This window comes from Sinorhizobium meliloti (assembly GCF_017876815.1).
Lineage (GTDB): Bacteria > Pseudomonadota > Alphaproteobacteria > Rhizobiales > Rhizobiaceae > Sinorhizobium > Sinorhizobium meliloti.
In genome coordinates this window covers 3,696,522-3,708,626 of sequence record NZ_JAGIOS010000001.1, presented here as the reverse complement: position 1 = coordinate 3,708,626, position 12,105 = coordinate 3,696,522, and the positions used below count along the sequence as shown (strand labels likewise).

Below are 12,105 nucleotides of genomic sequence, written 5' to 3'. Positions count from 1 at the left end.
GGGAGCCGAATAATGGATCTCACCGTCAAAACCCTCGAGGGCAAGGACGCGGGAAAGGTTTCCCTTTCCGACGCCATTTTCGGTCTCGAGCCTCGTGAAGACATCATTGCCCGCGTCGTTCGCTGGCAGCTCGCAAAGCGCCAGCAGGGTACGCACAAGTCCAAGGGCCGTGCGGAAGTCTCCCGCACCGGCGCCAAGATGTACAAGCAGAAGGGTACGGGCCGCGCCCGCCACCATTCGGCTCGTGCTCCGCAGTTCCGCGGCGGCGGCAAGGCTCACGGTCCGGTGGTCCGCAGCCATGCGCACGATCTTCCGAAGAAGATCCGCGCGCTGGGCCTGCGCCATGCGCTGTCGGCCAAGCTGAAGGCCGAAGACATCATCGTCATCGATGATCTCGTAGCCAACGAAGCAAAGACGAAGGCGCTCGCCGGTGCATTCGCCTCGCTCGGCCTCACCAACGCCCTGATCATCGGCGGAGCCGAGATCGAAGGCAACTTCAAGCTCGCCGCCCAGAACATCCCGAATGTGGACGTTCTGCCGGTTCAGGGCATCAACGTTTACGACATTCTGCGCCGTGGCAAGCTCGTGCTTTCCAAGGCTGCTGTGGAAGCTCTGGAGGAGCGGTTCAAATGACGGATCTTCGCCACTACGACGTGATCGTGTCTCCCTCGATCACCGAAAAGTCGACGCTGGTCTCCGAACAGAACCAGGTCGTCTTCAATGTCGCCAAGGGTGCTTCGAAGCCTGAGATCAAGGCTGCCGTCGAAGCGCTGTTCGGCGTGAAGGTTACGGCCGTGAACACGCTCGTCCGCAAGGGCAAGCTGAAGCGCTTCCGCGGCTTCGCCGGAAAGCAGAAGGACGTGAAGAAGGCGATCGTAACGCTCGCCGACGGCCAGTCCATCGACGTTTCCACCGGTCTCTAACGGATAGGCCCATTAGGGTAAAAACCCAAAAGGGAACAAGAAAATGGCATTGAAAAGTTTCAATCCGACGACGCCGAGCCAGCGTCAACTGGTCATCGTCAGCCGGGCTGGCCTCTACAAGGGCAAGCCGGTCAAGACGCTGACCGAGGGCCTGTCCTCCAAGGGCGGTCGCAACAACCTGGGTCGCATCACCGTTCGTTTCCAGGGCGGTGGTCACAAGCGGACCTACCGTCTGGTCGACTTCAAGCGTCGCAAGTTCGACGTCGAAGGCACGGTCGAGCGTCTGGAATATGACCCGAACCGCACGGCGTTCATCGCGCTCGTCAACTACGCGGACGGCGAGCAGGCCTATATCCTGGCGCCGCAGCGCCTGGCTGTCGGCGACAAGGTGATTGCCTCGGAAAAGGCCGTCGACGTCAAGCCCGGCAATGCGATGCCGCTGCAGTTCATTCCGGTCGGCTCCATCATCCACAATGTGGAGATGAAGCCGGGCAAAGGCGGTCAGATCGCCCGCTCCGCCGGAACTTACGCTCAGCTCGTCGGCCGTGACCAGGGCATGGCGATCCTGCGCCTGAACTCGGGCGAGCAGCGTCTGGTGCACGGCTCTTGCCTCGCATCGATCGGTGCTGTATCGAACCCCGATCACGGCAACATCAATGATGGTAAGGCCGGCCGTTCGCGTTGGCGCGGAAAGCGTCCGCACGTACGCGGCGTCGTCATGAACCCGGTTGACCATCCGCACGGCGGCGGTGAAGGCCGCACCTCCGGTGGTCGCCATCCGGTCACGCCATGGGGCAAGCCCACAAAGGGCAAGCGCACGCGCTCCAACAAGTCGACCGACAAGTTCATTATGCGCTCGCGTCACCAGCGCAAGAAGTAAGAGAGGAAGTCTCAAGTGGCTCGTTCAGTATGGAAAGGTCCGTTTGTTGACGGTTATCTTCTCAAGAAGGCTGAGAAGGTCCGCGAAGGCGGCCGCAACGAAGTGATCAAGATGTGGAGCCGTCGCTCCACGATCCTTCCGCAGTTCGTCGGTCTGACCTTCGGCGTCTACAACGGCAACAAGCATGTTCCCGTCTCGGTGTCCGAAGAAATGGTCGGTCACAAGTTCGGTGAATTCGCTCCGACCCGGACCTATTATGGTCATGGCGCGGACAAGAAAGCGAAGAGGAAGTAACGATGGGCAAGGCAAAAGCCGAACGCCGGCTGAAGGATAATGAGGCGCAGGCAGTTGCGCGCACGATCCGCGTCAGCCCCCAGAAGCTCAACCTCGTTGCCGCGCTGATCCGCGGCAAGAAGGTCGACCGGGCTCTGGCCGAACTCGAGTTCTCGCGCAAGCGCATCGCAGGCACGGTCAAGAAGACGCTTGAATCTGCGATCGCCAACGCAGAGAACAACCATGATCTCGACGTTGATTCGCTCATCGTCGCAGAAGCTTTTGTTGGCAAGTCGATCGTGATGAAGCGCTTCCACGCCCGTGGTCGCGGCCGTGCATCGCGCGTCGAAAAGCCGTTCGCGCACTTGACGATCGTTGTTCGTGAAGTGGAAGCCAAAGGGGAGGCCGCATAATGGGCCAGAAGATTAATCCGATCGGTTTCCGTCTCGGCATCAACCGGACCTGGGATAGCCGTTGGTTCGCGGATAACGCGGAATACGGCCAGCTTCTTCACGAAGACCTGAAGATCCGCGCCTATCTGATGGAAGAGCTGAAGTCGGCCGGTATCGCCAAGGTCGTGATCGAGCGTCCGCACAAGAAGTGCCGCGTGACGATCCACTCGGCTCGCCCGGGCCTGATCATCGGCAAGAAGGGCGCCGACATCGAAAAGCTTCGCAAGAAGCTTTCCGAGATGACCAATTCGGAAACGCACCTCAACATCGTCGAAGTGCGCAAGCCGGAAGTCGACGCAACGCTCGTTGCGCAGTCGATCGCTCAGCAGCTCGAGCGCCGCGTAGCGTTTCGTCGTGCGATGAAGCGTGCCGTTCAGTCGGCGATGCGCCTCGGCGCCGAAGGCATCAAGATCACTTGCGCCGGCCGTCTCGGCGGTGCGGAAATCGCCCGTACCGAATGGTATCGTGAAGGCCGCGTTCCGCTGCATACGCTGCGCGCCGACATCGACTACGGTACGGCCGAAGCCGAAACCGCTTTCGGAATCTGCGGCGTCAAGGTCTGGATCTTCAAGGGCGAAATCCTTGAGCACGATCCGATGGCTTCCGAGCGTCGCGCGACCGAGAGTGACAACCAGGGCGGTAGCGGCAGAGAGCGTCGCCGCGAGAACGCGTAACATTCGCGCGTGGCAGCCAATATCGGAGAAGTAAAAAAATGTTGCAGCCAAAGCGTACGAAGTATCGCAAGCAGTTCAAGGGGCGCATCAAGGGCGTCGCGAAGGGCGGCTCTGACCTCGCCTTCGGCGAATTCGGCCTGAAGGCCCAGGAGCCCAACCGCGTCAATGCTCGCGAGATCGAAGCGGCCCGCCGTGCGATCACCCGTCATATGAAGCGCGCCGGCCGCGTCTGGATCCGGGTATTCCCCGACGTTCCGGTCACGGCAAAGCCGACCGAAGTCCGCATGGGTAAGGGCAAGGGTTCGGTCGAATACTGGGCATGCAAGGTCAAGCCCGGCCGCATGATGTTCGAGATCGACGGTGTCAACGAGGAGCTCGCCCGCGAGGCACTTCGCCTCGGCGCTGCCAAGCTCTCTGTCAAGACGCGCTTCGTGCAGCGTATCGCAGAGTAAGGAGTGAAGCTCATGAAAGCCGCAGATGTTCGCGCTCTGAGCGCCGACCAACTCAAGGAAGAGCTTGCCAAGCTGAAGAAGGAGCAGTTCAACCTGCGCTTCCAGAAGGCGACTGGCCAGCTCGAGAAGTCTTCGCGTATCAACGAGGTCCGCAAGGACATCGCACGCATCAAAACCATTGCCCGCCAGAAGGCGGCAGAAGCCAAGGCCTAAGGACCAGAACAATATGCCGAAACGCATTCTGCAGGGCACCGTCGTCAGCGACAAGAACGACAAGACCGTCGTCGTCCGGGTCGAGCGCCGCTTTGCGCACCCGATCCTTCAGAAGACCGTTCGTCGTTCCAAGAAGTACAAGGCTCACGACGAGAACAATCAGTTCAAGGTCGGCGACCTCGTTTCCATCGAGGAATGCGCGCCGATTTCCAAGGACAAGCGCTGGACGGTCGTTTCCGCCCAGTCTTGATTTCTGCAGGTTTTGTCCGCCGGACCCTTGCGTCTCGGGCAAATATCTGTATGAAGCACGCAATTAAAGCCGAGGAACGCTCGAGTTCGAGCGTTCTTTTGCTTTGAGATGAGCACAATAAGCCGGGCGAGGGGGTTTCGACCCAACCGGCCTGGTAACAACAAGAAGGCGACCTGACATGATTCAGATGCAAACAAACCTCGACGTGGCGGATAATTCCGGCGCACGTCGTGTCATGTGCATCAAGGTGCTGGGCGGCTCCAAGCGCAAGTACGCGTCGATCGGCGACATCATCGTCGTTTCGATCAAGGAAGCCATTCCGCGCGGCCGCGTGAAGAAGGGTGATGTCATGAAGGCTGTTGTCGTTCGCACCGCGAAAGACATCCGCCGTGCGGATGGCAGCGTCATCCGTTTCGACACCAACGCAGCCGTTCTCATCGACAACAAGAAAGAGCCGATCGGCACCCGTATCTTCGGACCGGTTCCGCGCGAACTCCGCGCCAAGAACCACATGAAGATCATCTCGCTGGCTCCGGAAGTACTCTAAGGGAGCGATCAGAGATGCAAAAGATTCGCAAAGGCGACAAGGTCGTCGTTCTGACCGGTAAGGACAAGGGCCGTACCGGTGAAGTCATTCAGGTCATGCCGAAGGAAGACCGGGCTCTCGTGCGCGGCGTCAACGTGGTGAAGCGTCACCAGCGCCAGACTCAGAACCAGGAAGCCGGCATTATCACAAAGGAAGCCTCGATCCACCTTTCGAACATCGCGATCGCCGATCCGAAGGACGGCAAGCCGACCCGTGTCGGTTTCAAGATCGATGGTGACAAGAAGGTCCGCGTGGCCAAGCGTTCGGGAGATGTGATCGATGGCTAAGTCCGCTTATGAGTCGCGGCTCAAGAAGGAATATGTAGAGCGCATCCGCAAGGCGATGCAGGAGCAGTTCTCCTACGCCAACGAAATGCAGATCCCGCGCCTCGACAAGATCGTCATCAACATGGGTGTTGGCGAAGCAACCGGCGATTCCAAGAAGCCGACGGTTGCTGCTGCCGACCTCGCTGCGATTGCCGGCCAGAAGCCGGTCATCACCCGCGCTCGCAACTCCATCGCGGGCTTCAAGCTTCGCGAAGGCATGCCGATTGGTGCCAAGGTTACCCTGCGCGGCGTTCGGATGTATGAGTTCCTGGATCGTCTCATCAACATCGCTCTTCCGCGTGTTCGAGACTTCCGCGGCCTCAATCCGAAGTCCTTCGATGGTCGTGGCAACTTTGCCATGGGCATCAAGGAGCACATTGTGTTCCCTGAGATCAACTACGACAAGGTTGATCAGATGTGGGGCATGGACATCATCGTTTGCACGACGGCAACTAACGACGACGAAGCACGCGCTCTTCTCAAAGAGTTCAACTTCCCGTTCCGTCAGTAATCCGTAACGGCAAGCGTAAAGAAGGATAACTGTTATGGCGAAAACGAGCGCAGTTGAAAAGAACAAGCGCCGCCGCAAACTGGTTGCCAATCACGCCGCCAAGCGCGCGGTCCTGAAGGCAATCATCATGAACCAGTCTTTGCCGATCGAAGAGCGGTTCAAGGCCACCCTCAAGCTGGCTGAACTGCCCCGCGATGGGTCCAAGACCCGCATCCGCAATCGTTGCGAAGTCACCGGTCGTCCGCGTGCCTATTATCGCAAGCTGCGCATGTCGCGTATTGCACTTCGCGAACTGGGCAATCTCGGCAAGGTGCCGGGCGTGGTCAAGTCGAGCTGGTAAGGAGACGGGTACATGGCAATGACTGATCCTTTGGGCGATATGCTCACCCGTATCCGCAACGGCGCTGCTCGCCGCAAGTCGAGCGTTTCGACGCCGGCTTCCAAGCTTCGCGCACGCGTGCTGGATGTCCTTCAGGCAGAAGGCTACATCCGCGGATACTCAGAAGTCGAATTCGGCAACGGCAAGGCCGAGCTGAACATCGAATTGAAGTACTACGAAGGCGCCTCCGTGATCCGTGAGATCGCGCGCGTCTCCAAGCCGGGCCGCCGGGTCTATGTCTCGGTCAAGTCCATTCCGCAGGTCGCGAACGGCCTCGGCATCACCATCCTTTCGACTCCGAAGGGCGTGATGGCCGATCACCAGGCACGCGAACAGAATGTTGGTGGTGAGGTTCTTTGCTCGATCTTCTAAGATCGAGCAGGATCTCCATAGCGAACAGACAGGTATAAAAATGTCTCGTATCGGTAAGAAGCCCGTTCAAGTTCCGGCAGGCGTCACGGCTAACGTGGATGGCCAGAAGGTAACGGCAAAGGGCCCGAAGGGCGAACTGTTCTTCGTCGCAAATGACGAAGTTTCGGTGAAGCTCGAAAACAACACGGTTGTCGTTCAGCCGCTCAACGAGAGCAAGGATGCTCGCGCAAAGTGGGGCATGTCCCGCACGATGATCGAGAACATCCTCAAGGGCGTGAAGGACGGTTACGAGCGCAAGCTCGAAATCAACGGCGTCGGTTACCGCGCGTCCATGCAGGGCAAGAACCTGCAGCTCGCGCTCGGCTTCAGCCACGACGTCGTCTACCAGACGCCGGAAGGCATCACGATCGCTGTGCCGAAGCCGACGGAAATCGTCGTTTCCGGAATCAACAAGCAGCAGGTCGGCCAGGTTGCCGCGGAAATCCGCGAATACCGCGGCCCCGAGCCCTACAAGGGCAAGGGCGTCAAGTATGCCGAAGAGCGGATCGTCCGCAAAGAAGGCAAGAAGAAGTAAGGATCACGCGAAATGGCTAGCAGGAAAGATACTCTTGTGCGTCGCGCCAGCCGCGTGCGCCGTCAAATCAAGGCGGTTGCCAATGGCCGCCCGCGCCTGTCGGTTCATCGCTCGTCGAAGAACATCTATGCGCAGATCATTGACGATGTTGCCGGCAAGACGATTGCCTCGGCATCGACCCTCGACACGGATCTGCGGTCTTCGCTGAAGACCGGAGCGGATACCGAAGCCGCTACGGCTGTCGGCAAGCTCCTGGCAGAACGTGCTTCCAAGGCGGGCATCAAGGACGTTGTCTTTGACCGTGGCGCCTTCATCTACCACGGCCGCATCAAGGCGCTGGCCGAGGCAGCTCGCGAAGGCGGCCTGAACTTCTAAGGTTCGTCGCCCGGGCAGCAATGCCCGGGCGTAACCCGGCTTCGCAAATCCCCGGCCGCTTCGATTTCCAAGGAAGCGAGGCGGCTTTCGTCAATCTGCCGATTGCACCCGGAAAAGAAAAAGGAAGAGGACAATGGCACAAGAAAGAAGAGGTTCTCGCGAAGATCGCCAGAACCGCGAAGAGCGCGACAGCGAGTTTGTCGATAAGCTCGTCGCTATCAACCGCGTCGCCAAGGTGGTGAAGGGCGGTCGTCGTTTCGGTTTCGCCGCTCTCGTCGTCGTGGGCGACCAGAAGGGCCGCGTCGGCTTCGGCCATGGCAAGGCACGCGAAGTGCCGGAAGCCATCCGCAAGGCAACGGAAGCCGCCAAGCGTGACCTGATCTTCGTACCGCTGCGCGGTGGCCGCACTCTGCACCACGACGTGCACGGCCGTCATGGCGCCGGCAAGGTGCTGCTGCGCTCGGCCAAGCCCGGTACCGGTATCATCGCCGGTGGCCCGATGCGCGCCGTCTTCGAGACGCTCGGCGTTCACGACGTCGTAGCCAAGTCGACCGGTTCGTCGAACCCCTACAACATGGTTCGCGCAACCTTCGACGCGCTCAAGAACCAGATGCACCCGAAGGATATCGCGGCACAGCGCGGCATGAAGTACGCCACGCTCCAGTCCCGTCGCGTTTCCGCCGGCGTTGCTTCCGAAGAATAAGGGAGCTGACAGATGGCTAAGAAGGAAGTTGCCAAGAAGACGGTTACCGTCGAGCAGATCGGTAGCCCCATTCGCCGTCCGGCCGTGCAGCGTCAGACGCTCGTCGGCCTGGGCCTCAACAAGATGCACCGGGTACGCACGCTGGAAGACACTCCGGCCGTTCGCGGCATGATCCGGGCCGTCCAGCACCTCGTTCGCGTCGTCGACGAGAAGTGAGGGGGATCGAGATATGAAACTGAATGAAATCAAGGACAACGAAGGCGCGACCAAGAACCGCAAGCGCCTGGGCCGCGGTATCGGCTCCGGTTCCGGCAAGACGGCCGGTCGCGGTGTAAAGGGTCAGAAGGCGCGTTCGGGCGTCGCGATCAACGGCTTCGAAGGCGGTCAGATGCCCATCTACCGTCGCCTGCCGAAGCGCGGCTTCAACAACATCTTCGCTTCGGAGTTCGTTGTCGTGTCGCTCGGCCGGATTCAGGCCGCAGTCGATGCCAAGAAGCTGGACGCATCCAAGACCGTCGATGCCGCTGCTCTCAAGGCGGCCGGCGTTATCCGCCGCGTCAAGGATGGTGTGCGCGTTCTCGCCGACGGCGAACTGAAGGCGAAGGTTTCGCTCGAAGTTGCCGGCGCCTCCAAGCCCGCGATCGAGAAGATCGAGAAGGCTGGCGGTTCCATCAAGCTGCTCTCCGCAGCCGCTGAATAAATATGACTGATGAACCGCCCGGGGTGCTTCACGCCGGGCGGTTTTGCTCCCATATGTGAGCCTCACGTCCAAGCGCAGCGAATCGCCTGCCGCGACGGGACATAACGGAAACCACGGTGAGGCATCCGATTGCAGCGACAATCGCCTCGTGCCTGGTTTTCAACGACGAAAACTGATTCCATCCGGAACGACCGGGTTTTCCCGTGTTTCCGAGACTTGGTACGCGGAGAATTGCATGGCTTCTGCAGCGGAACAGCTCGCCTCGAACCTGAATTTTTCGACTTTCGCCAAGGCGGAAGATCTGAAGAAACGCCTCTGGTTCACTCTCGGTGCGCTTCTGGTCTATCGACTTGGCACCTACATTCCGTTGCCGGGCCTTAACCCGGACGCATTCGCGCAGGCATTCCAGGGACAGTCGGGGGGCATCCTCGGCCTCTTCAACATGTTCTCGGGCGGCGCGGTCGAGCGCATGGCGATCTTCGCCCTCGGCATCATGCCTTACATTTCCGCATCGATCATCGTGCAGCTCATGACGTCGGTCGTTCCGGCGCTCGAGCAGCTGAAGAAAGAAGGCGAGCAGGGCCGCAAGGTCATCAACCAGTACACCCGCTACGGTACGGTGCTGCTGGGTGCGATGCAGGCCTACGGTATTGCCGTCGGTCTCGAAAGCGGCAGCGGCCTCGTCAACGATCCGGGCTGGTTCTTCCGGATTTCCACCGTTATTTCGCTGCTCGGCGGCACGATGTTCCTGATGTGGCTCGGTGAGCAGATCACGTCCCGCGGCATCGGCAACGGTATTTCGCTGATCATCTTCGCCGGCATCGTCGCCGCTCTGCCCTCGGCGCTTGCCGGGACCCTTGAGCTCGGCCGTACCGGTGCTCTGTCGACGCCTCTCATCCTTGCGATTATCGTCATGGTCGTCGGCGTGATCGCGTTGATCGTCTTCGTCGAGCGCGCGCAGCGCCGCCTGCTGATACAGTATCCGAAGCGCCAGGTCGGCAACCGCATGTTCCAGGGCGACACGTCGCACCTGCCGCTGAAGCTCAACACCTCGGGTGTGATCCCGGCGATCTTCGCGTCGTCGCTTCTCCTGCTGCCCGCCACGCTTGCCGGCTTTGCCAACACCGCGACCATGCCCGGCTGGGCAACCGCGATCGTCGGTGCGCTCGCTCACGGTCAGCCGCTCTATATGATCCTTTACGGTGCGATGATCGCCTTTTTCGCCTTCTTCTATACGGCCATCGTCTTCAACCCGAAGGATACGGCCGACAATCTGAAGAAGCATGGCGGGTTCGTTCCAGGCATCCGCCCCGGTGAACGCACGGCCGAATACATCGATTACGTGTTGACGCGCATCACCGTCATCGGCGCGATCTACCTGGTCTTCGTCTGCATCCTGCCCGAGATACTCATCTCGCAGACAGGCGTGCCGTTCTACCTTGGTGGTACGTCGCTTTTGATTGTTGTCAGCGTGACCCTCGATACGGTAGCACAGATCCAGGGTCACCTCATTGCCCAGCAATATGAGGGACTGATCAAGAAGTCGAAGCTGCGCGGAGGAAAGAGGGGACGATGAGGCTAATTTTTTTGGGACCGCCGGGCGCTGGCAAGGGTACTCAGGCCAAGCTTCTGACGGAGAGATACGGCATTCCGCAGCTTTCCACGGGGGATATGCTTCGGACGGCGGTAGCTCAGGCGACCGAGGTCGGCAAGCGCGCGAAAGCCGTGATGGATGCCGGCCAGCTCGTCTCCGACGAAATCGTCAACGAGATCGTCTCCGACCGCATCGATTCTGCGGATTGCGCAAGGGGCTTCATTCTCGACGGCTATCCGCGCACGGTCCCGCAGGCCGTAGCGCTCGACCGGATGCTTGAGGAAAAAGGCCTGAAACTCGATGCGGTCATCGAGCTGAAGGTCGATGAGGCAGCCCTTGTGCGGCGCATGGAGAATCGCGTAACCGAAACCGTCGCGGCCGGCGGCACCGTACGCTCCGACGACAATCCGGAAGCATTCCGGCGTCGTCTGCAGGAATATCGGGAAAAGACCGCTCCGCTTTCGGAACACTACGCCCGAACCGGTCGGTTGAAGACCGTGGACGGCATGGCGGATGTGCATACGGTTACCGCCGAGATCGAGAAGATTCTGGCATAGGCGCTGCCTTTGCCAAAATGGGAGCGCCGGGGAGTTGACTTTTCCGGCCGATTCCTCCAAAGACTGCGTCAACTCGCGACAAGAGAAGCGATCGGCGCGGTCTTCAACGAAATGAAGTCCGGGTACGGTCGTTTTTGACGTGTCTCGAACCTCAATCAAAGTGCGGCTCTTAAGGTCGCGTAACGAAGCACCTATTGCCTGTAGGCAACTGGAACGCAAGGAGAATAGACGTGGCACGTATCGCTGGCGTCAACATCCCGACCGCAAAGCGCGTCGTCATCGCGCTGACGTATATTCACGGGATCGGCACGAAATTCGCACAGGAAATCATCGAGAAGGTCGGTATTCCGGCCGAGCGTCGCGTTCACCAGTTGACGGACGCTGAGGTCCTTCAGATCCGTGAAACGATCGACCGCGACTATCAGGTCGAAGGTGACCTGCGTCGCGAGACCTCGATGAACATCAAGCGTCTGATGGATCTCGGCTGCTATCGCGGTCTTCGCCATCGTCGCGGCCTGCCGGTGCGCGGTCAGCGCACGCACACCAATGCCCGCACCCGCAAGGGTCCGGCAAAGGCGATCGCCGGCAAGAAGAAGTAATTTCCCGAAAAGGGAAAACGGGAGGCTGGCGCACGCGCCGGCCTCCTTTTGCAGTTTGGGAAGGGCAAGTGTCCGACCAACGCGAGGACCGTTACCGGTTCCTCGGAATGCTCGCGAGGCCGGTGCGCCGGCTGTTGCGATTCGTAAGATGCAGGGCAGGGGACGACAAATCCTTTTCCCGGTGGAGCCGCTGGAATTACGGCGGTGCAGAGATCTAAGAAAGGGATCCTATGGCCAAGGAAGCCACCCGCGTTCGCCGTCGCGAGCGCAAGAACATTACGTCGGGCGTTGCACACGTCAATTCGTCGTTCAACAACACGATGATCACCATTACCGACGCGCAGGGCAATGCTATTGCCTGGTCGTCCGCCGGTGCGAAGGGTTTCAAGGGTTCGCGCAAGTCGACCCCGTTCGCCGCGCAGATCGCCGCTGAAGATTGCGCCAAGAAGGCCCAGGAACACGGCATGAAGTCGCTGGAAGTGGAAGTTTGCGGTCCGGGTTCCGGCCGTGAATCCGCTCTTCGCGCGCTCCAGGCTGCAGGTTTCATGATCACGTCGATCCGTGACGTGACCCCGATCCCGCACAATGGCTGCCGTCCGCGCAAGAAGCGCCGCGTCTGATCATCTGTATTCAACATTCCGGTGAGGACTTTCCGGTGTCCTCCCGGTCTTCGGGGCTCGGTTGTCACGATTGGATGGTGGCAACGAACGGA

23 protein-coding genes are annotated in these 12,105 nt (G+C 60.0%); all 23 read left to right on the top strand.

Annotated elements, in window-relative coordinates; all coding sequences use genetic code 11:
• The first annotated feature begins 12 nt into the window (after positions 1-12).
• The 23 genes from rplD to rpsK all read left to right on the top strand — a co-directional run bounded on the left by rplD (position 13) and on the right by rpsK (position 12,013).
• The gene (rplD, locus tag JOH52_RS18055; RefSeq protein WP_003536623.1) at positions 13-633 is read left to right on the top strand and encodes a 50S ribosomal protein L4; all 621 of its coding nucleotides are present in this window, start codon (positions 13-15) and stop codon (positions 631-633) included.
• Entirely contained in the window at positions 630-923 is a 294-nt protein-coding gene (locus JOH52_RS18050; RefSeq protein ID WP_003536621.1) for a 50S ribosomal protein L23, read from the top strand. Before rplD ends, JOH52_RS18050 begins: the two co-directional genes overlap by 4 nt.
• 43 nt (positions 924-966) lie before the next feature.
• Positions 967-1,803, top strand: coding sequence for a 50S ribosomal protein L2 (gene rplB, locus JOH52_RS18045; RefSeq protein ID WP_003536619.1), 837 nt, complete (start codon positions 967-969; stop codon positions 1,801-1,803).
• A 15-nt stretch (positions 1,804-1,818) separates the two neighbouring features.
• On the top strand, positions 1,819-2,097 hold the full coding sequence (gene rpsS, locus JOH52_RS18040; RefSeq protein ID WP_002964358.1) for a 30S ribosomal protein S19: 279 nt from the start codon (positions 1,819-1,821) through the stop codon (positions 2,095-2,097).
• Positions 2,098-2,099: 2 nt separating this feature from the next.
• Positions 2,100-2,489, top strand: coding sequence for a 50S ribosomal protein L22 (gene rplV, locus JOH52_RS18035; RefSeq protein WP_003536535.1), 390 nt, complete (start codon positions 2,100-2,102; stop codon positions 2,487-2,489).
• Entirely contained in the window at positions 2,489-3,202 is a 714-nt protein-coding gene (gene rpsC, locus JOH52_RS18030) for a 30S ribosomal protein S3 (RefSeq protein WP_003536533.1), read from the top strand. Before rplV ends, rpsC begins: the two co-directional genes overlap by 1 nt.
• Positions 3,203-3,240: 38 nt before the next feature.
• Positions 3,241-3,654, top strand: a complete 414-nt coding sequence (gene rplP, locus JOH52_RS18025) for a 50S ribosomal protein L16 (protein WP_003536531.1) — start codon at positions 3,241-3,243, stop codon at positions 3,652-3,654.
• A 12-nt stretch (positions 3,655-3,666) separates the two neighbouring features.
• Positions 3,667-3,867, top strand: a complete 201-nt coding sequence (gene rpmC, locus JOH52_RS18020) for a 50S ribosomal protein L29 (RefSeq protein ID WP_003536529.1) — start codon at positions 3,667-3,669, stop codon at positions 3,865-3,867.
• Between the two features lie 13 nt (positions 3,868-3,880).
• Positions 3,881-4,117 carry a 30S ribosomal protein S17 gene (gene rpsQ / locus JOH52_RS18015; RefSeq protein WP_003536527.1) on the top strand — a complete coding sequence of 79 codons (237 nt, stop codon included), beginning with the start codon at positions 3,881-3,883 and terminating at the stop codon, positions 4,115-4,117.
• Positions 4,118-4,295: 178 nt separating this feature from the next.
• Complete coding sequence (rplN, locus tag JOH52_RS18010) at positions 4,296-4,664, top strand: 50S ribosomal protein L14 (RefSeq protein WP_003536525.1); 369 nt, start codon at positions 4,296-4,298, stop codon at positions 4,662-4,664.
• 14 nt (positions 4,665-4,678) lie between these two features.
• The gene (rplX, locus tag JOH52_RS18005) at positions 4,679-4,990 is read left to right on the top strand and encodes a 50S ribosomal protein L24 (protein ID WP_003536524.1); all 312 of its coding nucleotides are present in this window, start codon (positions 4,679-4,681) and stop codon (positions 4,988-4,990) included.
• The gene (rplE, locus tag JOH52_RS18000; RefSeq protein WP_003536522.1) at positions 4,983-5,540 is read left to right on the top strand and encodes a 50S ribosomal protein L5; all 558 of its coding nucleotides are present in this window, start codon (positions 4,983-4,985) and stop codon (positions 5,538-5,540) included. Before rplX ends, rplE begins: the two co-directional genes overlap by 8 nt.
• A gap of 34 nt (positions 5,541-5,574) precedes the next feature.
• Entirely contained in the window at positions 5,575-5,880 is a 306-nt protein-coding gene (gene rpsN, locus JOH52_RS17995) for a 30S ribosomal protein S14 (RefSeq protein ID WP_003536519.1), read from the top strand.
• A gap of 12 nt (positions 5,881-5,892) precedes the next feature.
• A complete protein-coding gene (gene rpsH / locus JOH52_RS17990) occupies positions 5,893-6,291 on the top strand; it encodes a 30S ribosomal protein S8 (protein ID WP_003536517.1) in 399 nt (132 codons plus the stop codon).
• Positions 6,292-6,331: 40 nt separating this feature from the next.
• On the top strand, positions 6,332-6,865 hold the full coding sequence (gene rplF, locus JOH52_RS17985; protein WP_003536514.1) for a 50S ribosomal protein L6: 534 nt from the start codon (positions 6,332-6,334) through the stop codon (positions 6,863-6,865).
• A gap of 12 nt (positions 6,866-6,877) precedes the next feature.
• Entirely contained in the window at positions 6,878-7,240 is a 363-nt protein-coding gene (gene rplR / locus JOH52_RS17980) for a 50S ribosomal protein L18 (RefSeq protein WP_003536512.1), read from the top strand.
• A 133-nt stretch (positions 7,241-7,373) separates the two neighbouring features.
• A complete protein-coding gene (gene rpsE, locus JOH52_RS17975; protein WP_003536510.1) occupies positions 7,374-7,943 on the top strand; it encodes a 30S ribosomal protein S5 in 570 nt (189 codons plus the stop codon).
• Between the two features lie 12 nt (positions 7,944-7,955).
• Positions 7,956-8,159, top strand: a complete 204-nt coding sequence (gene rpmD / locus JOH52_RS17970) for a 50S ribosomal protein L30 (RefSeq protein ID WP_003536508.1) — start codon at positions 7,956-7,958, stop codon at positions 8,157-8,159.
• 13 nt (positions 8,160-8,172) lie between these two features.
• Entirely contained in the window at positions 8,173-8,643 is a 471-nt protein-coding gene (rplO, locus tag JOH52_RS17965; protein WP_003536505.1) for a 50S ribosomal protein L15, read from the top strand.
• Positions 8,644-8,878: 235 nt separating this feature from the next.
• Positions 8,879-10,219 (top strand): preprotein translocase subunit SecY, encoded by a 1,341-nt coding sequence (secY, locus tag JOH52_RS17960; RefSeq protein WP_003536503.1) that lies wholly within the window; start codon positions 8,879-8,881, stop codon positions 10,217-10,219.
• A complete protein-coding gene (locus tag JOH52_RS17955; RefSeq protein ID WP_003536501.1) occupies positions 10,216-10,794 on the top strand; it encodes an adenylate kinase in 579 nt (192 codons plus the stop codon). Before secY ends, JOH52_RS17955 begins: the two co-directional genes overlap by 4 nt.
• A 230-nt stretch (positions 10,795-11,024) precedes the next feature.
• Complete coding sequence (gene rpsM, locus JOH52_RS17950; protein WP_003536498.1) at positions 11,025-11,393, top strand: 30S ribosomal protein S13; 369 nt, start codon at positions 11,025-11,027, stop codon at positions 11,391-11,393.
• Positions 11,394-11,623: 230 nt separating this feature from the next.
• Positions 11,624-12,013 (top strand): 30S ribosomal protein S11, encoded by a 390-nt coding sequence (rpsK, locus tag JOH52_RS17945; protein ID WP_003536496.1) that lies wholly within the window; start codon positions 11,624-11,626, stop codon positions 12,011-12,013.
• The last annotated feature ends 92 nt before the right edge of the window (positions 12,014-12,105 follow it).